Genomic DNA, 23,965 nt, shown 5'->3' with positions numbered 1-23,965 from the left:
TCGAGAGTGGTCAGAGGAGTGGTTTGCAAGGATGTCGTGAATGGGGTTATCGCTGTCCGAGTGCGTGGTCGTTACTCGCTGCTGCGATCTTCGGTGATCTGCTGGAGCGTTTCCGGCTGCAGTTCCGGCGGCAAGGCGCGCTTCGCTTTGCTTCCGAGTTCAGCCAGACGCCTCGCGCGATTGAACGCGGACTGGGGCGAGTCGGTAAGACGGTTCCGGGCTCGATTGAATGCTTGGCTTGCATCGTCAAGGCGCTTTCCCACCGTGTCGAACTCGGAAAGGAACGCCGAAAGCGCGTCCAGCACACGTCCTCCGGCATCGCTGATCTCCAGCGCCTGCTTCTGTACTTTGTCGCGGGTCCAAAGGCGTTCGGTCACGCGCAGCAGTGCCATCAGCGTATTGGGGGAGGCGAAGACGACGCGACGATCGAAAGCATAGCCCTGCAGATCGGGATCGGCGCCCAGCGCGGCGGACAATGCCCCCTCGATAGGCACGAAGGCGATGGTGATGTCCAGGGCATCGTCGCCGATCGCCTTCGGATAGTTCTTGTCGCCGAGATCCTTCACGTGTTGGCGAAGTCCGATCGCATGACGCCGCAATGCATCGTGCTGTTCGTCGGGTGTTGCGGCGTTCATCGCTTCCTGCCAGGCGATCAGGTTGACCTTGCTGTCCACCACAATCCTGCGCTGGTCGGGGAAGTTGACCACCACGTCCGGCCGCAGCCTGGCTCCCTCGTCGTCGACGGCATGTTGCTGCCGCTCGTAATGCGCGCCCTCTTCCAGGCCCGAACCCCGCAGCACACTGTCCAGCATCAACTCGCCCCAGTCACCACGGACGCGTGCGTTGCCCTTGAGAGCGTTGGTCAGGGCAGCCGCCTGTACGGCCATGTCCTGGTTGAGCGTCTTCAGCTCGCCTACCGCACCCAGCAAGCTGGCGCGCTCACGCGACTCTTCGCCGTAAACCGCATCCACGCGTTGCCGGAATTCCCCGAGCTTGTCGGAAAACGGCTTCAGAAGACCTTCGATATCCACCTTCGACTGCAAGGTGGCCTGGCGTACATTCTTCTCGAACTGCAGTCCGCGCTCTTCGAAGACCTTGCCGGCAAGTTCGGCGAATGCGCCAGACAATTTCTGCTGGGCGCTGTCCAGATAGGCACGCAACTCCTGGTGGGCCCGCTGTGAGTGCTGGAGGTCTGCCGCCACTTGGGCATGCTCACCGTAAAGGCGCTGATACTTCGTTCGTTCTGCTTCAAGCTGACCCTCGAGGGCCGTCAGTCGCCGCTGTGCCTCCAGCAGATCTTCGGCCCGTTCGGTCAGCCGGGTCTCGCGTTCACCCGCCAACGTCGACTCACGCTCGATACGTTGCCTGGCGCTCGCGAGATCCTGCGCCTGCGCTGCCAGGCGCGATCGCTCCGCTTCCAACTCCGACTGCAATGCTTCCAGTCGACCTCGCTGTTGCGCAGTCTCAAGTGCGGCGGCCTGGGAGCGACCTCGCTCGATCTCCAGATCCCGCGCTAACGCTTCAGCGTCGGCATCGGTACGCCCTCGAGACCGCAGCACCAGCACCGCCAGCAGGACGACGGCGACGGCCACGAGGACGAGCAGCAGGATGAGCAGGGTCTGGGAATCCATGCGGACAGTGTAGCCGCTGCCGTCTCACCGCCTGCGCCGGCGTCCGCTCGCGTGGTGCGCCGCCGATTGCCAGCGCGGGGTGGAGCCGCTTAGGCTGCGGGCGGTCCTGGCGGGTCGCTCGTGACCGGAGTCGGCGATGGCGCGACTCGCGCGCTGCCAGCCTTCCTCTCGGGACGTTCGCCAACACATCAAGGATCCTGCATGACCGTCAGCACCCCGCTGCTCGTCACTTTCGCCGCCTACCTGCTCCTGATGGTGGGGATCGGTTTTGTCGCGTGGCGACGGACGCGGACATTCGACGACTACATCCTGGGCGGGCGCTCGCTGGGCAGCTATGTCACTGCGCTGGCCGCTGGCGCCTCGGACATGAGCGGCTGGTTGATGATGGGCCTGCCGGGGGCCCTCTACCTGGGCGGCGCCTCGGAGGCATGGATCGCCATCGGCCTCGTGATCGGCGCGTGGTGCAACTGGAAGTTCGTCGCGGGTCCGCTGCGCGTCTACACGGAACGGACGGACAACGCGCTGACGTTGCCGGACTACTTCACCCACCGGTTCGAGGACCGAAGCAGGCTGTTGAGGATCCTGTCGGCCTTGGTGATCCTGGTGTTCTTCGCCATCTACTGCGCATCCGGCATCGTGGCCGGAGCGCGCCTGTTCGAGAGCATGTTCGGTCTGCCCTATGGGCAGGCGATGTTCTGGGGCGCGGCGGTGACCATTGCGTACACTTTCGTTGGCGGATTCCTGGCCGTGAGCTGGACCGACACCGTGCAGGCGACGTTGATGATCTTCGCGCTGCTGCTGGTACCCGTGTTCGCCATCGTCGGCGCAGGCGGTCCGGGTTCGGCGATGGCATTGATCGAACAGGTGGATCCCGCACGCCTGCAGTGGATCGGGGCGGGAGGCGTCATCGCCATCGTGTCCGCCGCGGCGTGGGGATTGGGCTATTTCGGACAGCCGCATGTACTGGCGCGCTTCATGGCCGCCGACGACCTGGCCACCATCCCGCCTGCCCGCCGTATCGCGATGACCTGGATGATCCTCTGCCTGGTGGGTGCGATGGCCACCGGCTTCTTCGGCATCGCCTGGTTCGCGACCCATCCGGAAGTCGCGGCACCGGTGGACGCCAATCCGGAACGGGTGTTCATCGCGCTGGCCGAGTTGCTGTTCAACCCATGGGTGGCCGGTGTACTGCTCTCCGCTATCCTGGCCGCGATCATGAGCACGCTGTCGGCGCAGTTGCTGGTCTGCTCCAGCGCGCTGACCGAAGATTTCTATCGTGGCTTCGTCCGGCCACGCGCCACGCAGCGCGAGTTGGTCTGGTTCGGCCGGTTGGCGGTGTTGGCCGTGGCATTGCTGGCCATCTGGATCGCGCGTGACCCCGAGAGCCGGGTGCTTGGGCTGGTCGCGTATGCGTGGGCGGGTTTCGGCGCCGCCTTCGGCCCGGTCGTGGTGCTGTCGCTGTTCTGGAAGCGCATGACGCGCAACGGCGCGCTCGCCGGCATGATCGCGGGTGCGGCCACGGTCGTGCTGTGGAAGCAGACCGGCAGTGCACTCTACGAGATGGTGCCCGGCGTCATCGTCGCGACGTTGGCCATCGTGGTGGTGAGCCTGTTGGGCAAGGCTCCGCAGGCGTTGTACCCGCGTCATGAAGCCGTGCATGCGACATTGCGCCAGGAAGGCTACTGAAGATCCCCAGACTGAAGACGCGCACGATCACGCCGCGCGCGACGCGATATCCATACGCCTGCGTCTGCAGCGCGGATGCTTCATTCCCACCGCCTGCGGCACTAAGATGCCGCGCAGGCACACCATCCCCCGGGTTACGACGTTGATCATCCATCCCAAAGTCCGCGGCTTCATCTGCACCACCACCCATCCGCTCGGCTGCGAGCTCAACGTACGCGACCAGATCGCCGCGACGCGTGCGCAGGGCGTGCGCAACGACGGGCCGAAGAAGGTGCTGGTGATCGGTGCATCCAGCGGCTACGGCCTGGCGGCGCGCATCAGCGCGGCCTTCGGCTTCGGCGCGGACACGCTGGGCGTGTTCTTCGAGAAACCGGGCAGCGAGAAGAAGGCCGGCACTGCCGGCTGGTACAACTCGGCCGCGTTCGACAAGGCCGCGAAGGACGCCGGCCTGTACAGCCGCTCGATCAACGGCGACGCGTTCTCCGACGAGGCGCGCGCCAAGGTCATCGAACTGATCAAGGAAGAAATGGGTGGCCAGGTCGATCTGGTGATCTATTCGCTGGCCTCGCCGGTGCGCAAGCTGCCGTCGACCGGCGAGGTGAAACGCTCCGCGCTGAAGCCGATCGGCGCGCCGTACACCTCGACCGCGGTCGACACCAACAAGGACGTCATCACCCACGCGACCATCGAGCCGGCCACCGAGCAGGAGATCGAGGACACGGTCACCGTGATGGGCGGGCAGGACTGGGAGCTGTGGATCGACGCGCTGGCCACCGCCGGCGTGCTGGCCGACGGCGCGCGCACGGTCGCCTTCAGCTACATCGGCACCGACATCACCTGGCCGATCTACTGGCACGGCGCGCTCGGCCGCGCCAAGGTCGACCTGGACCAGACCGCGCAGCGCCTGGACAAGCGCCTGAAGAAGACCGGCGGCACCGCGAATGTCGCCGTGCTGAAGTCGGTGGTGACGCAGGCCAGCTCCGCGATCCCGGTGATGCCGCTGTACATCAGCATCGTCTTCAAGGTGATGAAGGAACTGGGCCTGCACGAAGGCACCATCGAGCAGCTCGACCGCCTGTTCCGCGACCGCATGTACCGCGCCGACGGCGCGCCGGCCGAGACCGACGACGAGAACCGCCTGCGCCTGGACGACTGGGAACTGAAGCCCGAGGTGCAGGAACAGGCCAAGGCGCTGTGGCCGCAGGTCACCAGCGAGAACCTGTTCGAACTGACCGACTACGCCAACTACAAGCACGAGTTCCTGAAGCTGTTCGGCTTCGAACGCAGCGACGTGGACTACGACGCCGACGTGAACCCGGACGTGCAGTTCGACTGCATCGAGCTGTCGCCAGAGGGTTAAGTCCTCGCGCGGCGAGAAAAAGGCGGGCCAAGGCCCGCCTTTTTTATTGGCGACCCATGTGCTGTGGGAGCGACGTAAGTCGCGATGAGCCTGTGCAGCGATCTGCCATCGCGACTTACGTCGCTCCCACAGCGGACCCTAAGGGCAATCCGGTCCCAGCGCGCGGATACGCATGCCCCGGATGTGCACCGCATTGCCGTGGTCCTGCAGCGCGAGATGGCCGCGGCGCGCCTTCGCGAACTCCGCCTGTCCGGCGAACTTGCTGGACGCTACGCGGCGCTGCCAGTCGGCGCTGTCCACGTCGTAGGCCACCACGCGCACGCCGTTGAGCCAGTGCTCCACGCGCGGACCGCAGGCGATGATGCGCGCATGGTTGTACTGGTCGACGGGGCGCAGCACGTCGCGCGCGGGCACGACCAGGTCGTACACCGCGCCGGCGCGATGGCTGGGCACGATGCGGTCTTCCGCCTCACGGTCGTCGAGCAACTGGTACTCCACGGCGCGCGCCCAGACGGGCGATGCATCGACGGCGCGGTAGAACAGCCCGCTGTTGCCGCCGGGCGGCAAGCGCCACTCCAGTTCCAGCTCGAAATCGCCATACGTACCGACGCTGAGGATGTCGCCGCCACCGGCTTCGGTCAGCACGAGTTCGCCGCCGCGGACCTGCCAGCGCGGATCCAGCGTGGCGCCGCCGACACTGCGCCAGCGCGATGCATCGACGAGCGATTGCCAGGGCGATGCCGGCGTGGTCGCGCAGCCGGCGACGAGTGCGGCCAGCAGGATCGGCACGATCCGCAGGCCGCGCATGCTCAGTCCACCACGCGGCAGAACACCGCCTTCAGGTAGCGCGATTCCTGCACGTGCGCCATGAACGGATGGTCGGGGCCGGCGCCGGCGACCTTCAGGATCTGGATGGTGCGGCCGGAGAAATAGGCCGCACGGCGCAGCATGTCGAGGAACTGCTCCTCGCTGACCAGGCCCGTGCACGAGAACGTGGCGAACAGGCCACCGGGCTTCACCACGCCCAGCGCCAGCTTGTTCATGTCGAGGTACTTCTTCAGCGCGGCGATCACCTGCTCGCGGTCGCGCGTCATCTTGGCGGGGTCGAGGATCACCACGTCGTACTGCTCGCCGCGGTTCGCCGCGTCGCGCAGGTAGGGGAAGATGTCGGCCTGGACGAACTTCGGCCGCGCGTTGTTGAGTTTGGCGTTGCCCTTGGCGATCTGGATCACGTCCTGGTCGATGTCGACGCCAATCACCTCGGACGCGCCGCGCGCCGCGGCGTACACGGCGAAGCCGCCGGTGTTGCAACACAGGTCGAGCACGCTCTTGCCTTCGACCTGGCGGCTCAGCCACTCGCGGTTCTCGCGCTGGTCGGCGAAGAAGCCGGTCTTGTGCGCGCCTGCAGGGTCGGCGCGGAACTTCACGCCGTATTCGGTGATGACGGCGGCTTCGGTCGTTGTGTTGCCGTGGAACTCGAAGCTCTCCTGCTTCTGCACGTGCTCGTCGGCGAAGCTGTGGAAGCGGCAGCCGGGGAACTGCTCGCGCAGCGCCTCGTAGATCCATTCGCGGTGGCGGAACATGCCGGCGGCGAAGAACTCGACCACGATCAGGTCGCCGTAGCGGTCCACGACCAGGCCTGACAGGCCATCGCCTTCGGCATGCACCACGCGCCAGGCGTCGGTGGTGGCGTCCAGCTTCAGCACGTCGCGGCGCAGCGAGACGGCCGCCGCGATCTTGCGCGAGAACCAACCGGCATCCACCGGGATGTCGGGGTGCGTCTCCAGGATGCGCACGGCGATGCGCGAATGGCCGTTGTAGAAGCCGCGGCCGATCCACTCGCCGTCCACGCCGACCACCTCGACGACGGTGCCGGGCTTGGGCTTGGCGGCCGGCTTCTCGACCAGCTTCTGGAAGATCCACGGGTGGCTGGAACGCCAGGCGTTCTTCAGGCGTACGGTCGGGTTGGGCGTATTCATGAACGACATTTTACCCGCCCGGTTGACCCGGCCGGCCACCGTCCGGACAATTCGCCGCAGAAGGGGAGTAGCTCCCAAACGTGCCGGCCGTCATTTCGAGCAGCAATGCTCCGGTCCCACGGCAGCCCACCGGGCTGTGAGCGAGACCTTCGCCGCGATGGCGAAGGCATACCCCGGATCCCCGTTTCCCGGTTCCGAGATGTCCGCGCCCGCGGCCGTCCTCCACTTTTTTCGGGAATCTCGATGGAAACGATTGGCAACCCCTGGTTGTGGGCCGGCTTCGGCGGCCTGGTGGTGATCGCGCTGCTGGTCGACCTGGTGCTGATGCGCCACGGCGGGCCGCACAAGGTCACGTTCAAGGAAGCGGCGTGGTGGAGCCTGGGCTGGGTGGCCCTGGCCATGGTCTTCAACGGCGCGCTGTGGTGGTACGTCAACGAGACGGCCGGCCTGGTCGAGGCCAACCGCGTGGGCCTGGAGTTCCTGACCGGCTATCTGGTCGAGAAGGCGCTGGCGGTCGACAACATCTTCGTGTTCCTGATGGTGATGACCTACTTCGCCGTGCCGGAGGAACAGCGCCAGCGCGTGCTGGTCATCGGCATCCTGGGTGCGATCGTCCTGCGCAGCATCCTGATCTTCGCCGGCGCGGCGCTGCTGCAGCACTTCCACTGGCTGCTCTATCTCTTCGGCGCGTTCCTGCTGCTGACCGGCATCAAGATGTGGTTCGCCGCCGGCAAGGAGCCGGATCTGGAAAAGAATCCGGCGCTGCGCTGGATGCGCGGGCACCTGAAGCTCACCGATGGCTATCGCGGCGACAAGCTGAGCGTCCGCGAGAACGGTACGCGCTGGTTCACCCCGCTGTTCGTGGTGCTGGTGCTGATCGGCGTGACCGACGTGATCTTCGCGGTGGACAGCATCCCGGCGATCTTCGCGATCACCTCGGACCCGTTCATCGTGCTGACCTCGAACGTGTTCGCGGTGCTGGGCCTGCGCGCGATGTTCTTCCTGCTGGCCGGCATGGCCGACCGCTTCCACCTGCTGCCGTACGGCCTGGCGGTGGTGCTGGGCTTCATCGGCATCAAGATGCTGCTGATCGACGTGTACAAGATTCCGGTGCCGTGGGCGCTGGGCACGGTGGCGGCGATCTTGGCGGTGACGGTGGCGCTGAGCCTGGCGCGGCCGCAGAAGACCGAACCGGCGGCCTGACGTGGCAACGGCAGACCATCCCGCCCGCGGGATGGTCTGTCCATCGGAGCCCGGCCTTGCAATCACCGGGCGCGCCGCCAGAACTGGACCATGGACCTGCATCCCGACGATCCGGCGTTCGACCCGGAATCCCAGCAGCGCTACGACCGCAAGCGCCTCCTGCGCGCGCTCAACCTGAGCCTGGCGTTCGTGTTGTTGCTCGCGATCGTGTATTCGGCGCAGAACAGCTTCGACGTGCGCGCCTTCACCATCTCGCCGCTGTCGGCCGAAGGCCTGGTCGGCATTCTGACCGCACCGCTGCTGCACGGTTCGCTGGAGCACATCGCCGCGAATGCGTCGGCGCTGCTGATCCTCGGCACCTTGGCCGGCGCGGTTTACCCGCGCGCGACGTTGTGGGCGATTCCGCTGGTGTGGCTGGGCTCCGGACTCGGCCCCTGGCTGCTGGCCGATCCCGGCACGCACACGCTCGGTGCCAGCGGACTGACCCACGGCCTGATGTTCATGATCTTCATGCTGGGCCTGCTGCGTCGCGACCGTGCGGCGATCGCGGCCGGCATGATCGCGTTCCTGTTCTACGGCGGCATGGTGCTGACCATCCTGCCGCGCGAAGCCGGCGTGTCGTGGCAGGCGCACCTGGGTGGCGCGGTCGCGGGATTGATCGCCGCCTTCCTGTTCCGTCGCCTCGATCCCGAACTGCCACGCAAGAAGTACAGCTGGGAGATCGAGGAAGAGGAAGCCGCCGCGCGTGGCGACGACGAGTTCGAACTGCCCGCCCCGCGCGAAGTGCCGTTGCTGTGGGTGCGCCCGGAGCATCCGGAAGAAGAACAGCGCGGCGTGGTGCTGCGTTTCCCTCCTCGCGAGCCCCCGACATCGTGATGGGTCTGGTGGGAGCGACGTGAGTCGCGATCGCAGGGCAAGTCCTCGATGGTGGAAAGGAAAAAGGCAGACTCGGGTGGTCTGCCTTTCCTTCTTCCAGAGGGCGGTGCGGCCCCCTTTCGCGACTGACGTCGCTCCCACGAGATACGCTTCCTGCATGTAGCGTGCGCTGTGTACACGACCTCATGATCTCGGACAACGCCACGAATCGTGCGCGCAGCGCGCGCTACAAACAACACGGGCGCCCTGGGGCGCCCGTGTCGATCACGCATCCGTGCGGATCAGAACTTCGCGCTGAACTCCACGCCCACCGTGCGCGGCTCGTTGAGGAAGCCGGTCAGGTTGTTGAAATCGATGCCGCCGACGATGCGGGTCTGGTCGGTGATGTTGCGGCCATACAGCGCGACTTCGTAGTTGCCGTAGTCCCAGCCGTAACCGACGCGCAGGCCGCCTTCCAGCGACGACTTGCCGGTGAACTCCCGCGACTCGTAGAGGAAGAAGTTCACTTCACTGCGATAGGCCCAGTCGGTGTAGACGTACAGCTCGCTGCCTTCGCCCAGTCCGATGCTGTAGCGCGCCGTCAGGTTGTGCACCCATTCCGGGGCCTGCGGCAGGCGGTTGCCGTTGATCAGCGCCTTGCCGCTTGCATCCAGCGGATCGGTCACGGTGCACTGCGCGCACACCGACACCGCCAGATCGCGGTCCTTGATCTCCGTGTCGTTGTAGCTGCTGCCCAGCGTCAGTAGCAGGTTGTCCAGCACGTACGCCTGGAAGTCCAGCTCGAAGCCCTGGCCGGTGCTCTTCTCCGCATTGAGCAGGATGTTGGAGTTGTTTGCGCCGCCGACCGCGGTCAGCTGCTGGTCCTTCACTTCGTAGTAGAAGACGTTGGCGCTCAGGCGTGCGCGCTTGTCCCAGAAGTCGGTCTTGATGCCGGCTTCGAACGCAGTGGACGTCTCCGGCCCGGCCACGGTCTTGTCGTTGAAGTCGCCGGCGGACTGGATGCTGCTGCCGCGGTAGCCGGTGGCCACGCGCGCGAACAGGTTGGTGTCGTCGTTGAGCTTGTAGACCGCGGACAGGTCCCAGCTCAGCTTCTTGTCTTCCGGCGAGGCGGTCAGGAACGGATCGGCGGCATCGCCGGCCGCGAATGCCGCCTGCTGCGCGGCCAGCAGGCCGGCCAGGTCGCCCTTGGTGCCGTTGTAGGCCTCGACGCCCAGTTCCTTCTTGTCCACGGTGTAGCGCAAACCACCACGCAGTTCGAGCTTGTCGGTCGCCTGCCAGGTGGCGGCGCCGAACGCAGCCCAGGAATCGTTGGTCTGCCGGATACGCTGGTAGCCGCTCTGCGCACCGTTGCTGAAGATGGAGTCGTAGCTGAAGCTTTCGACGCGATAGTCTTCGTCGAAGTAGAACAGGCCCGCCTGCCAGTTCCACGGACCGGCGTAGGCCGATTCGATGCGGAATTCCTGCGTCCACTGCGCATGCTTGGGAATGCCGTCGGCGGTTTCCGACGAGAACGGAATGAAGCCCGGCCCGTATTGGCCACCCGGCGCATACGGTGCGCCGAAGCCGCCATCGATGTCGCCGCGGTTCATGGTCTCGACGCTTTCGTAGCCGGTGATCGAGTACAGCTTGTATTCGCCGAGATCCCAGCTCAGGCGCGCGCTGGCGCCCTGCGATTCCAGCTCGGAATAGTTCAGGCCATCCTGGGTCACCTCGTCACGGTCGAAGCCCGGCACCAGGTTGTTGGTGCCCGGCTGGATGATGTTGGCGCGGAACAGGCGTGCGGTGCCGTTGAGCTTGCGCGCGTGCGCATTGAGCAGCGCTTCGAAGCCTTCGCCCTCGTACAGGAACTGCACGCGGCCGGCGGATTCGTCGTAGCCCTCGTAGCCGTCGCTTGGACCCGGGTAGGTGTTCTTCACCGAATCGTCGCGGCGCTGGAACAGCACCGACGCGCGTGCCGACCAGTTCGGGCTCAACGCGCCACCGATGGCGCCTTCGAGGTTCCACATGTCGTCGGTGCCGTAGCCGACCTTGCCGTAGCCGCTGGTCTCCTGCGACGGCCGGACCGAGGCGAACTTCACCACGCCGGCGGGGCTATTGCGGCCGAACAGCGAGCCCTGCGGGCCACGCAGCACTTCCACCTGATCGAGGTCGAACAGGGGGAAGCCCTTCAGGATCGGGTTTTCCTGCACCACGTCGTCGTATACCAGCGAGACCGGTTGCGACGTGTTGAGGCGGAAGTCGGTGTTGCCGTAGCCGCGGATGTAGAAGCGCGGGAATGCACGGCCGAACGAGGACTCGATGTTGAGGCTGGGCACGCGACCCGACAGGAAGCGGAGGTCGGTGCCGCCGGAAGCCAGCACGCCAAGCTGCTCGGCGTTGACGGTGCTGATGGAGACCGGCACGTCCTGGATGTTCTCGACCTTGCGCTGCGCGGTCACTTCGATGGCGTCGAGCGTGGTCGCGCTCTGCGCGGCGGGCTCGGTGGACGCTGGCGTTTCCTGGGCGAACGCCGTACCGAACGGCAGCAGGGCGGCGATGGCAAAGGCGAGGCGATGCGGCCGGACGGCGGCCGGGCAGACTGGGGACATGGTGGTGGCTTTCCGAGTGGGTGGGGTTCGGGGCGCCTGGCGGCGCTAGCACGCGAATGTTGCATTACAGCAACAAGCGCGGCAATGGCCGGAAGTCCCGCTTCTACCACCCTATGGAGGCTTCCCGACCTGCGGCAGGCCTTGGCATGGCCGCCGCCGGCCCGCGGTCGCCGTCGCGCACCGGCGCCCCGGCTGCACGTTGCCGGGCGGGACCACTAGGCCAGGGCAGGCGTCCCCGCCTTCACCCGGCGTGCGATCAGGTGGTCCAGGCTGGCCCGGCCCGGTCCGGCCACCAGCAGCCACACGAACACCGCCACGTACAACACTTCGTCCAGCTCGACGAACTCGTCCAGCGTGGATACGCCCGGCAGGACGACCACCGCCAGCGCCACCAGCATGTTGAAGATCATCGGCAGCATGGTCAGGCGGGTCGCCAGGCCCAGCATCATCAGCACACCTCCGATGAATTCGGTGCCTGCGCACACTGCGGCACTGAGGGCCGGCCAGGGGATGCCCCATTCGATGAAGCGCTCGGTGAAGAACGCCAGGTTGTGCAGCTTGGCCCAGCCTGTTTCCAGCCAGAAGTAGCCGAACACCAGCCTGAGCAGCAGCGGGCCGATCCACGCGTGGTCATCGAGGAACGTCAGCATGCGGGCGTAAAGGGGGGTCGTTTGCATGGAAAGTCTCCAGAGGGTCAGGGGATCCGCAGGCCTGTCAGCAGGCCGTCGGTCAGCCACCGCTTGAGCAGCCCGGCCGCACGCAGCGCGGGCGTCGGGCCCGGCAGGCGCGTGCACCAGTCGGCGAAGGGCACGCCACGGGCGACGGCGGCCAGCGCCGTGGCTTCGTCGCGCGCCAGGCGGCGCCAATGCACGTCGAAGGCGTGCCGCCACAACAGCCAGGTCGCGAGGGGCTGGCGACGCAACGCGGGCAGCACGGCCCCACCGGCATGTGCCGCCAGCAGCGCGGCCGCATTGCTGCGCAGGTGCACGCGTCGCACGGCCGGATGCAGGGAAAAACGCAACGCCGGCCAGGCATCGGCGGGCAGCGTGGCCATCGCGCCGATGTCGGCGGTGTCCGCCTCGGCGGCGTCGAACACCTCCCCCTGCGCCCATTCCAGCCGCGCCAGGTCGGCCAGCGCGGGGGCTTCCGGCGTGCGGGTCGCCAGCCAGCGCGCGAAGCCGGTGCCGACGTGCCGCACGGACGGATGCCGCGAGGGATGCGCGTGCAGATACGCCTCCGCCAGGGCATCGAAGCGGTCCTGCCCCAGCGACGCGCGCAGGACGGGGTAGTCGTGGCGCAGAACGTCCACCAGACGCCACCGGTAACCGTCGGCGTAGAGGTCCAGGCGTATCGCGCGCTCGTCGTCGCCCGTGGCGACGATGTCGGGCGCGGTACCGGCATGGCGATGCAGCAGCCAGGCCGCGAACGCACGCTGGGTGCCCGCGAGCGGCATCGTGGCCGTCATGCCGCGCGCTCCATCGGGACCGCCAGTGTCTCGGTCGCGAGCCGGCGGGCGATGTCCAGTTCCGCCAGCAGATCGGCCAACGGGGGAATGTGGTCGTCGCGCTCGATCATCGCCGGCACCTCGCCGAACCGCCGCACCGCCTCGGCATACAGCGACCACACGCCGTCCGGCACCGGTGCGTCGTGCGTGTCGATCAGCAGGCCGCTGCCCCGCGCATCCTCGCTGTGCCCGGCGAGATGGATCTGCCGTACCGCGCCGCGTGGCAGGCGATCCAGGAATGCGACCGCATCGAAGCCATGGTTGTGGGCGTTTACGAAGACGTTGTTGATGTCGAGCAGCAGCCCGCAACCGCTTTCGGTGGCGATGGCGGACAGGAACTGCGCCTCGTCCAGCGTGTCGTCGGCGAAGCGCAGGTAGCTGGACACGTTCTCCAGCACCAGCGGCAGGCCCAGCGCGTCCTGCACCTGGCGCACGCGCCGGGCGACGTGGCGCACCGTGTCCTCGTTCTGCGGGAGCGGGAGCAGGTCGTGGAACTGGACGCCGGCATGGCGCGTCCAGCACAGGTGGTCGGACACGATCCGCGGCCGCACGCGCCGGGCCAGCCCGCCCAGCGCGCGCAGGTAGTCGCGGTCCAGCGGATCGCTGCCACCGATGTTGAGCGACACCCCGTGCAGGGCCACCGGCCAGCGCTCGGCCATCCGGTCGAGCATCCACAGCGGCCGGCCACCTTCGACCAGGTAGTTCTCGCTGAGGATCTCCAGCCAGTCCACGCGGGCCTCGCCGGCCAGCAGCGCGTCGTAGTGCTGCGGGCGCAGGCCCAGGCCGAAGCCGTGCAGGGCGGTGGTCATGACGGCGTATCCGTGGCGACGGTCAGCTGTTGGCCTTCTTCGGCTCGGCAGCCTTTTTCGGCGGCTTGGGCGCCTCGAACTTGCCACCGGCGGTCTTGCAGGCATCGGCGGTGGACTCGGTGAAGCCATGGCCCTTGCACACGTTCTGGCCCTTGCACGCATTCGACGCGCTCTTGCAGGCGCCCTGGCCCTTGCAGGCGTTGGTGCCGACGCAATGGCCGACCTTGGCGGAACCGCTTTCGGCGGCCTGCGCCATCGGTGCGCCAAGGAACAGGGCGGCGGCCGCGACCGCAATGGAAAGGCCGGAGAGCTTCTGGGTGTTCATGGGAAATCCTCGTTGGGTTGGGAAGGACGTCCCGGCGGCGATCGCGGAACGCCCTGCCATTCCAGCCGTATCCCTGAAGCGCGACCATTCCCGCGCGTTCCCGCGATATGTCCCATCGTCCGGTCGCCCCGCAGTCCGGACGTGCGCGCATGAACCGCCGGACGCGCGGTCATGGCCCGCGCGGTGGGCGTGGCCTACGATGCCGGCATGGAAACGCCTCCACTCTCCGCGCTCGCCCTGATCGAGGACGATGACCGCGATGCCGTGCTGGAAACCGTGCTGGGCGCCTACCGCATGCGGGTGGAGATCACGGCCGACGTGCGTTACTGCGGCACCTGGTACGACAGCGAACCGGCCACGCACCACGGCCAGTTCCATCTGGTCACGCAGGGATGTTGCTGGATCAGCGGGGAGGCGCTGGAGACGCCGGTGCTGCTGGAACGCGGCGACCTGATCGTGTTCCCGGCGGGCATACGCCACATCCTGTCGTCGTCGCCGGACCCGCACCTGCCCGACGCACCCGATGCGGGCGACACCAGCATGCTGTGCGGCGAACTGGAGTTCATCACCGGCTCGCACAACCCGATCTTCGCCGCGCTGCCCCGCTGGTTCGTGGTCCGCGCGCAGGACAGCAGCGCCGGCTTCCGCCAGCTGGCCCAGATGCTGGCCGACACCAGCCGCGAACGCCGCTGGGGCCGCCAGCTGGTGCAGAACAAGCTGGCGGACTCGCTGTTCACGATGGCGGTCTGCGAGTACGTGCGCCAGGCGGAACAGCCACGCGGCCTGCTGGCCGCGCTGACCGATGTGCGCCTGTCGCGCGCGCTGTCCGCCATCCACGCGCGCCCCGGCCAGGACTGGACCATCCAGTCGATGGCGCAGGAGGCCGGCATGTCCCGTACCGCGTTCGCCGAACTCTTCACCACGACCGTCGGCACGCCGCCGATCCAGTACCTGGCGCACTGGCGCGCGACCGAGGCCAGGCGGCTGCTCAAGAACCGGCGCTTTTCCGTGGCGGCCATCGCCGACATGCTGGGCTACAGCAGCGAGGCGGCATTCCGCCGCTTCTTCAAGCGCGTCGAAGGGGTGGGCCCCGGCAGCGCCCGCCGCCGGCCGGGCGGTACGTCGTAGCGGCGCCCCGCGTTGGCCGGGGTTGCGGCAAGGGGCGCTATCCTGCGCGCCGGTTCCCCAGCCTCCTGCCCATGCGCCCTGCCCTTCGCCTGCTCCCTGCCCTGCTGCTCGGTCCGCTGCTGCTCGCCGCCTGCGGCAGCGACAACGTCAAGCCGACGCCTCCGCCGGTGCCGGTCGCCACCGTGCCGCCGGCGCCAAAGCTCAAGGTCGGCATCGCGCTCGGCGGCGGCGCGGCGAAAGGCTTCGCGCACATCGGCGTGATCAAGATGCTGGAAGCCAACGGTATCGAGCCGGTGGTGGTCTCCGGCACCAGCGCCGGCAGCGTGGTCGGCGCGCTGTACGCCAGTGGCATGGATCCGTTCCAGATGCAGAAGCAGGCGTTCTCGCTGGATGAAGCCAGCATCCGCGACGTGCGCCTGTTTTCCGGCGGCCTGGTGCAGGGCCAGAAGCTGCAGGACTACGTCAACGACCTGGTCGGCAAGCGCACCATCCAGCAGTTGAAGAAGCCGTTCGCCGCCGTGTCCACGCAGCTGGAGAACGGCGAGCGCACGGTGTTCGTGCGCGGCAACACCGGCCAGGCCGTGCGCGCGTCCAGCAGCATCCCCGGCGTGTTCGAACCGGTGGTGATCGGCAAGGCCAGCTACGTGGACGGCGGCGTGGTCAGTCCGGTTCCGGTGGACGCGGCACGCCAGCTGGGCGCGGACTTCGTCATCGCGGTGGACATCTCCACCAAGGCGCCCGGCACCAAGCCCGGCAGCATGCTGGGCATCGTCAACCAGTCCATCGGCATCATGGGCCAGCGCCTGGGCGAACAGGAGCTGGCGCGCGCCGACATCGTCATCCGCCCGAAGGTCAACGACATCGGCCCGGCCGATTTCGAGCAGAAGAACAACGCCATCCTCGAAGGCGAACGCGCCGCGCTGGCGGCGATGCCGCAGATCAAGGCCAAGCTCGCCGAGCTGCAGCGCACGCGTACCGCCGCGCACGCGGCCAAGCACGCGCCGCCGAAGCCCGACCCGCGCTGCCTGGAAGAACCCTCGCGGCTGGGCAAGCTGTTCGGCCGCGACGTCAAGTGCGATGCCAGCGGCCAGCCGGTGAAGCCGTAGAGCGGAGCTTGCTCCGCTGTCTTTCGCCTCAATGCCCGTGCAACGAATGCCGTGCGGCGCCGGGCAAGCCCGGGTCTACTCCGTCACCCGCCGCAGGTTATCCCGCGCCCTCGCCTCCAGCGCGGCGTGGAAATGCGGCGTGCTGTAGATCGCCGGACGATCCATGAAGCCGAGCAGGATCTCCTTCCGTTTACGACGGAACAGGAACCCTGGCACGTAGCCGTATTCACGACGGATCTGCTGTTCGTACTCGTCGAAGCGCGTGCGCTCCGCCCCGAGGATCGACAGATCGATGTCGACCAGCAACTGCGCATCCCTGCCCTGCGGCACTGCCGTGTGGCGTGTCGCCATCACCAGATCATGCACGTGCTGCGCGGATCCACGCGGGACACCGGCTAGATGCAGCGCATCGCGCGCCCAGTCCGCGCTGCGCTGTTCGTTGTCATGGCCCTTGACGTCGTAGATGGCGTCGTGGAACCACAGCGCCATCTCGACGGCGTGTGGATGTTCGGACAACGCCTGCGCTTCATCAAAGGCTGCGAGGCATTCGTCGAGGTGCTGCAGCGTGTGATAGTGGCGCTGCGGTTCGGCGTAGGCCGCCTTCAACTGTGCGAACAGCGCACCGCCCTCGCCCGCCGCGCCGATGCCGGTCCAGGCGCGTTGCCAGGAGGTGGTGAAAAGATCCATGGCGCAGTCTAGGACCAAAGAGGTGCCAGCGCGGGAGACTCGGGTGTGGGAGCGACGCAAGTCGCGATGAACCACCGCGGTGCTTCCATCGCGACTTGCGTCGCTCCCACATCAATACCCTGTGCGATCACCGCCTGGACGGCAACCCATGCCCGCCCACCGGCACCGTCTCGACATGGCTGTCGAAGCCGGCGATCAGCGGGCGCGCCCTGGCGATCGCCTGCTGCACGGCCGGCAGCGAGAGCGAGGCCTTGTGGCTGGCGGTGTCGGTCCAGACTTCGGTGATCCAGATCGCATCGGCGTCGGCCGGATCCTGCGCGATGACATAGCTCAGGCAACCCGGCATGGCGTCCGTGCCTTCCAGCAGGATCGCGAGCAGCGCGTCGCGCTGACCCGGCGTGGCGCGCATCTTGCCGATCAGTCCGTACATGGCAGTTACTCCGAAAGGGGCGAGCGCGTTGTAGCACGCGACGCGGACAGGCGATGTCCCCGTCAGGCCTTCGGCAATGGCAGGCCCGCATCGGTCTTCACCGCACGCAGCACGAAGCTGGAGTTCACGTCGGCCACGCCGCTGGCGTTGAGCAGGTTGTCGAGCAGGAAGCGCGAGAAGTGCTCGAGATCCTGCACGACCACGTGCAGCAGGTAGTCCATGTCGCCGGTCAACGCGTAGCAGGCCACCACTTCGTCCCAGGCGCGCACGCCATCACCGAACAGCTGGACGCTGGCCGGGTCGTGCTTTTCCAGCTGCACGCGGACGAAGGCCTGCAGGCCCATACCGATCGCCTTGGGGTCGACGCGGGCCGCGTAGCCGGCAATCACCCCGGTCGCCTCCAGCCGCTGGATGCGGCGCAGGCAGGCCGAGGGCGACAGGTTCACCTGGGCGGCGATGTCGGCGTTGGTGGCACGGCCGTCGCGCTGCAGCAGGGCCAGCAGGCGCAGGTCGGTGCGGTCGAGGGCGGGCGATCCGGTCATTCGGTGCACAGGATAGCCTGTTCATGCACGATCATTGCGCCATCGGTCGGCACAGGCGCAATTTTGCAAGCCTGTTGCGCGGGTCTGCGGCTAGCATCGTTCCTTCACCAGTCCGTCCGGGAAACACCATGAACGAGCCGCGCCGCGTCGAGCACCAGCAGACCGACAAGGGCTACGTGCCGGTCTATACGACCGCCCTGGTGGACCAGCCCGCCGACTACCCGGCCGACGACCACGCCACCTGGGGCACGCTGTACGAGCGCCAGCGCGCCCTGCTGGTCGGCCGCGCCTGCGACGAGTTCCTGCAAGCGCAGGACGCCATGGGCATGAGTCCGGACCGCATTCCCCGCTTCGACGAGCTCAACGAGGTGCTGCGCGCGACCACCGGCTGGACGCTGGTCGGCGTGGAAGGCCTGCTGCCGGAGCTGGAGTTCTTCGACCATCTGGCCAATCGCCGCTTCCCGGTGACCTGGTGGATCCGCCGCCCGGACCAGATCGACTACATCGCCGAACCCGACCTGTTCCACGACCTGTTCGGCCACGTGCCGCTGCTGATGAACCCCGTGTTCGCCGACTACATGGAGGCGTACGGCAAGGGCGGCGTGAAGGCGCACGGCATCGGCACCGACGCGCTGCAGCACCTGACCCGCCTGTACTGGTACACGGTGGAGTTCGGCCTGATCGACACGCCCGACGGCCTGCGCATCTACGGCGCCGGCATTGTGTCGTCGAAGGGCGAGTCGCTGTACTCGCTGGAATCGGACGCGCCCAACCGCATCGGCTTCGACCTGGAGCGGATCATGCGCACGCGCTACCGCATCGACACGTTCCAGAAGACCTATTTCGTCATCGACAGCTTCGAGCAGCTGATGAACGCGACCGCGCCGGACTTCACGCCGATCTATGCGCGGCTGGAAAAGCAGGGCGCGATCCCCGCCGGCGATGTGCGCGATGGCGACGAGGTCTACACCCGCGGCACCGGCGAAGGCTGGGCCGAGGGCGGCGACGTCTGACGAGCAACCGTAGAGCGGAGCTTGCTCCGCTGCCTTGGATCGTGAAATGGCGCCTGTTCGACGCCTTTCGGTATCCACGATCATGGCGGTCGCCCGGAGAGCAGCCGAGCAAGCTCGGCTCTACAATCCGCGTTCCCTTCATCGCGCATGCTCCGATGCCCAGACTGCTGTCGCTGCTCGCCCTGCTGGCACTCCCGCTGCTCTCCTCTCCGGCCTTCGCCCGCAACTGCGCGGTGTCGATCGAGGCGACGGACATGATGACCTTCAACCTGAAGACCATCCGCGTGCCCGCCGACTGCGCGCAGCTGCGGGTGGTGCTGAAGCATGTCGGCCGCATGCCGGCGCAGGCGATGGGGCACAACTGGGTGCTGACGGAAACGCGTCACCACCGCGAGGTCGGTCTGGCCGGCGGGCGCATGACGCTGGCCGATGCCTACGTACCGCGCAACGACGCACGGGTGATCGCGCATACGCCGGTGATCGGCGGCGGACAGGCGACCGAGGTGGTGTTCCCGACATCGCGCCTGCGTAAGGACGGCGACTACACCTTCTTCTGCTCGTTCCCCGGCCACTGGAACATGATGAAAGGGCGCCTCGTCTTCGAGTGAGCCGAGAGCCTTGCTCGCGGGACTCTCCTGGCGGGCCGCCGTTGGTATGATGCGCGCCGATTCTGTGACGGAGCTCTCGTGATGGCCTCTGCCGAAGCACTGTGGCGATGGCTGCGCCAGTGGCGACGCGAAAACCTGCAGGTCGACCGGGTCGCCGTACTGCGGCATGTGGACGACGCCGGGCAACTCGGCCCGCGCTATGCGTTCATGACGGTGATGGCCTGTGGCATCGCCACGCTGGGCCTGCTGCAGAACTCGGTGGCCGTCATCATCGGCGCGATGCTGATTTCCCCGTTGATGGGACCCATCGTCGAACTGGGCATGTCGCTGGCCACGTTCGATTTCCGCAGCCTGCGCGAGTCGCTGAAGACGCTGGCGGTGGGAACCGCGGTTGCCCTGACCACGGCGACCGCGATCGTGCTGGTCTCCCCGCTGCAGGAAGCGACGCCGGAAATCCTGGCGCGCACCGAGCCGACCCTGTTCGACCTGCTCGTCGCAGTGTTTTCCGGACTGGCCGGCGCCTACGCCACCATCACCCGCAAGGGCGAAACCATCGTCGGCGTCGCCATCGCGACGGCGCTGATGCCGCCGCTGGCCGTGGTGGGTTTCGGCATCGCCACCCTCAACGCCAGCATCGCCGGCGGCGCCCTGTTCCTGTTCATGACCAACCTGCTGGCGATCGCGCTGTCGGTCACCATCATGGCGCGCTGGTACAACTTCGGTGGGGCCGATTCGCCCAAGCAGACCGCATGGCAGGCCACCATGATCGTGGGAACGTTCCTGCTGCTGTCGATCCCGCTGGGACTGGCCCTGCGCGACATCGCGGCGCGCGGCGTCGCCGACCGAACCATCCGCAACGCCATGGACGAAGCCGCCCGCGACCACGGCGGACAGCTCACCACGTTGCGCGTGGAACGCAACGATGACGTGCTCCGCGTCGACGCGGTGATGCTCCTGCCGCAGCACCTGCCGCAGCTGGACCGGCAACTCGAGCGCAAGCTCGAATCCGTACTCGCCAAGCCGGTCGAGGTGTCCCTGCGCGAACTGCTGACCGCGGACGAGACGGCGCTGGCGAACGAGCAGGCATCGCTCGCCCAGCTCCGCGAAAGCGTGATGCGCCTGCAGAGCGTGGCCGAGCGCGATGCGGCCCAGCGCAGTGCCGGCACGCGAGCAAGCGAAGCCATGCATCAGCGCGTACTGGCGCATTTCGGGCAACTCGAGATTCTGGAAGGCGGGCAACGGGCGCGCTGGCAGCTCAACGGGACGGCAGGACTCGATATCGTCGAGGCTCGCCGCCTGGAACAGGCGCTGGCGACCGACGACGCCGGCGCCCTGCAGGTGCAGGTGGTGCCGGCACTGCAGGCACTGCCGCCGGTGGCCTTCGGCGACGACCAGTCGGCGCTGGATGCGGCGGGTACCGCACAGGTGGATGCGGTCGCGTGGGCATTGCGGCGCTGGGGCGTGAACCGGGTATCCGTCGACGGATACGCCGGCAACGATGCAGCGCTTGCGCTCGCGCGCGCCGAAAGCGTCGCCGCCGCGCTCGACAGACAGGGGATACGCGAAGCCACGGCGCGGGCGGTACCCGGCGCCGATGCACGAGGCGCCGCCGTCGCCGAGGGCGTGACGGTGCTGCGCGAAGCACGCATCCGGCTCGAGTCGCCGTAGCCGCGCCTCTTGCGCGCCATGTGCATCATGGCAGGGCGCGCATGTTGACGAAGACCGTCAACCGGTCGGGAAAATACGCGGCGATGTCCGGCACGCGGGAGGGTTTGCGGCGATGCGGCGCGCATAATGGCCGTCATAGCGCGCATCGAGCCGCGCGACCTGTTCACCGCTGACGGCACGCCATGAATACCGACTACCGCACCTCGCTCCCGGGCACGAAGCTCGACTACTACGACGCGCGCGCCGCGGTCGACGCCCTGCAGCCGGGCGCCTGGGCGTCGCTGTCGTACACCGCACGCGTCCACGCCGAGAACATCGTCCGCCGCGCCGATCCCGCGCGCCGCGATGATTACCTGCGGCAACTGGTGGAGCGTCGTCGCGATCTGGATTTCCCCTGGTTCCCGGCGCGCGTGGTCTGCCACGACATCCTCGGCCAGACCGCGCTGGTCGACCTGGCCGGCCTGCGCGATGCCATCGCGGACCAGGGCGGCGACCCGGCGCAGGTGAACCCGGTGGTGCCGGTGCAGCTGATCGTCGACCACTCGCTGGCGGTGGAATGCGGCGGCTACGACCCGGATGCGTTCGCGAAGAACCGCGCCATCGAGGACCGCCGCAACGAGGACCGCTTCCATTTCATCGACTGGACCAAGCTGGCGTTCAAGAACGTCGACGTCATCCCGCCGGGTAACGGGATCATGCACCAGATCAACCTGGAGAAGATGTCGCCGGTGATCTACGTGCAGGATGGCGTCGCGTTCCCCGACACCTGCGTCGGCACCGACAGCCACACGCCGCATGTGGACGCGCTGGGCGTCATCGCCGTCGGCGTGGGTGGCCTGGAGGCGGAGAACGTCATGCTCGGCCGCGCCTCGTGGATGCGCACGCCGGACATCGTCGGCGTGGAGCTCGGCGGCAAGCCGCAGCCCGGCATCACCGCGACCGACGTGGTGCTGGCGCTGACCGAATTCCTGCGCAAGGAAAAGGTGGTCGGCGCCTACCTCGAGTTCCGTGGCGAAGGCGCAGCGGCGTTGACCATCGGCGACCGCGCGACGATCTCCAACATGGCACCCGAGTACGGCGCGACCGCGGCGATGTTCTTCATCGACGACAACACGCTGGACTACCTGCGCCTGACCGGCCGCAGCGACGAACAGGTCGCGCTGGTCGAAACCTATGCGAAGACCGCCGGCCTGTGGGCCGACGACCTGGCGAGCGCGCAGTACGAACGCACCCTGCACTTCGACCTGTCCACCGTCGTGCGCAACATGGCCGGTCCGTCCAATCCGCACAAGCGTCTGCCGACCAGCGCGCTGGCCGAGCGCGGCATCGCCGATGAAGGCAAGTTGCAGGCGGGCAGGGCGGAAGAAGCGCAGGGCCTGATGCCGGACGGCGCGGTGATCATCGCCGCCATCACGTCGTGCACCAACACCAGCAATCCGCACAACGTCATCGCCGCCGCGCTGCTGGCGCGCAACGCCAATGCGAAGGGCCTGGTGCGCAAGCCGTGGGTGAAGTCGTCGCTGGCGCCCGGCTCCAAGGCCGTGCAGCTGTACCTGGAGGAATCCGGCCTGCTGCCCGACCTGGAGAAACTTGGCTTCGGCATCGTCGCCTTCGCCTGCACCACCTGCAACGGCATGAGCGGCGCGCTGGATCCGGCGATCCAGCAGGAGATCATCGACCGCGACCTGTATGCGACCGCCGTGCTGTCGGGCAACCGCAACTTCGACGGCCGTATCCATCCGTATGCGAAGCAGGCGTTCCTCGCTTCGCCGCCGCTGGTGATTGCCTATGCGATCGCCGGCACGGTGCGCTTCGACATCGAGAAGGACGCGCTGGGCATCGACGCCGACGGCAACCCCATCACGCTGAAGGACCTCTGGCCGAGCGACGAGGAGATCGACGCGGTCGTCAAGGCCAGCGTGAAACCGGAGCAATACCGTTCCGTCTACAACCCGATGTTCAACGTGCGCGTGGAGCATGGCGGCAAGGTCGATCCGCTGTACGCGTGGCGCCCGCAGAGCACCTACATCCGCCGTCCGCCGTACTGGGAAGGCGCGCTGGCCGGCGAACGCACGCTGCGCGGCATGCGTCCGCTGGCGGTGCTCGGCGACAACATCACCACCGACCACCTGTCGCCATCGAACGCGATCCTCGCCTCGAGCGCGGCAGGCGAGTACCTGGCGAAAATGGGTTTGCCGGAAGAAGACTTCAATTCCTACGCCACGCACCGCGGCGACCACCTGACCGCGCAGCGCGCGACGTTCGCCAACCCGCAGTTGCTCAACGAGATGGCGGTCGTCGACGGTGAAGTGAAGAAGGGTTCGCTGGCCCGCATCGAGCCGGACGGGCTGGTGGTGCGCATGTGGGAAGCCATCGAGACCTACATGGACCGCAAGCAGCCGCTGGTCATCATCGCCGGTGCCGACTACGGCCAAGGCAGTTCGCGCGACTGGGCGGCGAAGGGCGTGCGCCTGGCCGGCGTGGAAGCGATCGTGGCGGAAGGCTTCGAGCGCATCCACCGCACCAACCTGATCGGCATGGGCGTGCTGCCGCTGGAGTTCAAGCCGGGCGAGACGCGCAAGACCTACCGCATCGACGGGACCGAGACGTTCGACGTGGTCGGTGAGCGTCGGCCGCGTGCGGAATTGACGCTGGTGATCCACCGCGCCAGCGGCGAGACGGTGCAGGTACCGGTGGTCTGCCGTCTGGACTCGGACGAGGAAGTGTCGATCTACGACGCGGGCGGGGTACTGCAGCGGTTCGCGCAGGATTTCCTCGACGCGTCGAAAGCGGCCTGACCCGTTCGTCGTACCGGTACACCC

At 67.4% G+C, this 23,965-nt stretch carries 21 protein-coding genes; 10 read left to right on the top strand and 11 right to left on the bottom strand.

Annotation, left to right across the window (positions count from 1 at the left end; all coding sequences use genetic code 11):
• Positions 1-71: 71 nt before the first annotated feature.
• Positions 72-1,631, bottom strand: a complete 1,560-nt coding sequence (rmuC, locus tag ACGHX3_RS00255) for a DNA recombination protein RmuC (protein WP_394695970.1) — start codon at positions 1,629-1,631, stop codon at positions 72-74.
• Between the two features lie 201 nt (positions 1,632-1,832).
• Between rmuC and putP the strand changes: the two genes are divergently transcribed.
• Together putP and fabV are read left to right on the top strand one after the other, a co-directional pair.
• A complete protein-coding gene (gene putP / locus ACGHX3_RS00250; protein WP_394695969.1) occupies positions 1,833-3,317 on the top strand; it encodes a sodium/proline symporter PutP in 1,485 nt (494 codons plus the stop codon).
• Between the two features lie 142 nt (positions 3,318-3,459).
• Complete coding sequence (fabV, locus tag ACGHX3_RS00245) at positions 3,460-4,677, top strand: trans-2-enoyl-CoA reductase family protein (RefSeq protein WP_394695968.1); 1,218 nt, start codon at positions 3,460-3,462, stop codon at positions 4,675-4,677.
• 138 nt (positions 4,678-4,815) lie between these two features.
• On the opposite strand, the gene ACGHX3_RS00240 is transcribed toward fabV, so the two are convergent.
• A complete protein-coding gene (locus ACGHX3_RS00240) occupies positions 4,816-5,484 on the bottom strand; it encodes a DUF1080 domain-containing protein (protein ID WP_394695967.1) in 669 nt (222 codons plus the stop codon).
• A gap of 2 nt (positions 5,485-5,486) precedes the next feature.
• Positions 5,487-6,656 carry a class I SAM-dependent rRNA methyltransferase gene (locus ACGHX3_RS00235; RefSeq protein ID WP_394695966.1) on the bottom strand — a complete coding sequence of 390 codons (1,170 nt, stop codon included), beginning with the start codon at positions 6,654-6,656 and terminating at the stop codon, positions 5,487-5,489.
• A gap of 243 nt (positions 6,657-6,899) precedes the next feature.
• On the opposite strand from ACGHX3_RS00235, the gene ACGHX3_RS00230 reads away from it, so the two are divergent.
• Both ACGHX3_RS00230 and ACGHX3_RS00225 read left to right on the top strand, forming a co-directional pair.
• Positions 6,900-7,859, top strand: a complete 960-nt coding sequence (locus ACGHX3_RS00230; RefSeq protein WP_162336122.1) for a TerC family protein — start codon at positions 6,900-6,902, stop codon at positions 7,857-7,859.
• A gap of 90 nt (positions 7,860-7,949) precedes the next feature.
• The gene (locus ACGHX3_RS00225) at positions 7,950-8,735 is read left to right on the top strand and encodes a rhomboid family intramembrane serine protease (protein ID WP_394695965.1); all 786 of its coding nucleotides are present in this window, start codon (positions 7,950-7,952) and stop codon (positions 8,733-8,735) included.
• A 281-nt stretch (positions 8,736-9,016) separates the two neighbouring features.
• Here ACGHX3_RS00225 and ACGHX3_RS00220 read toward each other — a convergent pair whose 3' ends face one another.
• From ACGHX3_RS00220 to ACGHX3_RS00200, 5 genes are all read right to left on the bottom strand, one after another.
• Complete coding sequence (locus ACGHX3_RS00220; protein ID WP_394695964.1) at positions 9,017-11,323, bottom strand: TonB-dependent receptor; 2,307 nt, start codon at positions 11,321-11,323, stop codon at positions 9,017-9,019.
• Between the two features lie 215 nt (positions 11,324-11,538).
• Positions 11,539-12,000, bottom strand: a complete 462-nt coding sequence (locus tag ACGHX3_RS00215; protein WP_394695963.1) for a DoxX family protein — start codon at positions 11,998-12,000, stop codon at positions 11,539-11,541.
• Positions 12,001-12,017: 17 nt separating this feature from the next.
• The gene (locus ACGHX3_RS00210) at positions 12,018-12,788 is read right to left on the bottom strand and encodes a putative DNA-binding domain-containing protein (protein ID WP_394695962.1); all 771 of its coding nucleotides are present in this window, start codon (positions 12,786-12,788) and stop codon (positions 12,018-12,020) included.
• Positions 12,785-13,636, bottom strand: coding sequence for a DUF692 domain-containing protein (locus ACGHX3_RS00205; RefSeq protein WP_394695961.1), 852 nt, complete (start codon positions 13,634-13,636; stop codon positions 12,785-12,787). Before ACGHX3_RS00205 ends, ACGHX3_RS00210 begins: the two co-directional genes overlap by 4 nt.
• 22 nt (positions 13,637-13,658) lie before the next feature.
• Positions 13,659-13,961, bottom strand: coding sequence for a hypothetical protein (locus ACGHX3_RS00200; protein WP_394695960.1), 303 nt, complete (start codon positions 13,959-13,961; stop codon positions 13,659-13,661).
• Positions 13,962-14,132: 171 nt separating this feature from the next.
• Between ACGHX3_RS00200 and ACGHX3_RS00195 the strand changes: the two genes are divergently transcribed.
• Together ACGHX3_RS00195 and ACGHX3_RS00190 are read left to right on the top strand one after the other, a co-directional pair.
• The gene (locus ACGHX3_RS00195; protein ID WP_162336130.1) at positions 14,133-15,089 is read left to right on the top strand and encodes an AraC family transcriptional regulator; all 957 of its coding nucleotides are present in this window, start codon (positions 14,133-14,135) and stop codon (positions 15,087-15,089) included.
• Between the two features lie 71 nt (positions 15,090-15,160).
• Positions 15,161-16,195 (top strand): patatin-like phospholipase family protein, encoded by a 1,035-nt coding sequence (locus ACGHX3_RS00190; RefSeq protein ID WP_162336131.1) that lies wholly within the window; start codon positions 15,161-15,163, stop codon positions 16,193-16,195.
• Positions 16,196-16,270: 75 nt separating this feature from the next.
• On the opposite strand, the gene ACGHX3_RS00185 is transcribed toward ACGHX3_RS00190, so the two are convergent.
• The 3 genes from ACGHX3_RS00185 to ACGHX3_RS00175 all read right to left on the bottom strand — a co-directional run bounded on the left by ACGHX3_RS00185 (position 16,271) and on the right by ACGHX3_RS00175 (position 17,854).
• Positions 16,271-16,882: an N-methyl-D-aspartate receptor NMDAR2C subunit gene (locus tag ACGHX3_RS00185; RefSeq protein ID WP_394695959.1), complete on the bottom strand. Its 612-nt coding sequence runs from the start codon at positions 16,880-16,882 to the stop codon at positions 16,271-16,273.
• 127 nt (positions 16,883-17,009) lie between these two features.
• Positions 17,010-17,312: a putative quinol monooxygenase gene (locus ACGHX3_RS00180; RefSeq protein WP_394695958.1), complete on the bottom strand. Its 303-nt coding sequence runs from the start codon at positions 17,310-17,312 to the stop codon at positions 17,010-17,012.
• 62 nt (positions 17,313-17,374) lie between these two features.
• Positions 17,375-17,854: an Lrp/AsnC family transcriptional regulator gene (locus tag ACGHX3_RS00175; protein WP_162336134.1), complete on the bottom strand. Its 480-nt coding sequence runs from the start codon at positions 17,852-17,854 to the stop codon at positions 17,375-17,377.
• 128 nt (positions 17,855-17,982) lie between these two features.
• On the opposite strand from ACGHX3_RS00175, the gene phhA reads away from it, so the two are divergent.
• From phhA to acnD, 4 genes are all read left to right on the top strand, one after another.
• Positions 17,983-18,867, top strand: a complete 885-nt coding sequence (gene phhA / locus ACGHX3_RS00170; RefSeq protein ID WP_162336135.1) for a phenylalanine 4-monooxygenase — start codon at positions 17,983-17,985, stop codon at positions 18,865-18,867.
• A 155-nt stretch (positions 18,868-19,022) separates the two neighbouring features.
• Positions 19,023-19,475, top strand: coding sequence for an azurin (gene azu / locus ACGHX3_RS00165; protein WP_162336136.1), 453 nt, complete (start codon positions 19,023-19,025; stop codon positions 19,473-19,475).
• 81 nt (positions 19,476-19,556) lie between these two features.
• Complete coding sequence (locus tag ACGHX3_RS00160; protein ID WP_394695957.1) at positions 19,557-21,143, top strand: TIGR00341 family protein; 1,587 nt, start codon at positions 19,557-19,559, stop codon at positions 21,141-21,143.
• A gap of 182 nt (positions 21,144-21,325) precedes the next feature.
• Entirely contained in the window at positions 21,326-23,941 is a 2,616-nt protein-coding gene (acnD, locus tag ACGHX3_RS00155; RefSeq protein WP_394695956.1) for a Fe/S-dependent 2-methylisocitrate dehydratase AcnD, read from the top strand.
• The last annotated feature ends 24 nt before the right edge of the window (positions 23,942-23,965 follow it).

Origin of the sequence: Pseudoxanthomonas japonensis (assembly GCF_043632995.1) — a bacterium.
Taxonomy (GTDB): domain Bacteria; phylum Pseudomonadota; class Gammaproteobacteria; order Xanthomonadales; family Xanthomonadaceae; genus Pseudoxanthomonas_A; species Pseudoxanthomonas_A japonensis.
Note: the sequence above shows the minus strand (reverse complement) of the source record. Positions and strands in the feature narration are given on the sequence as shown.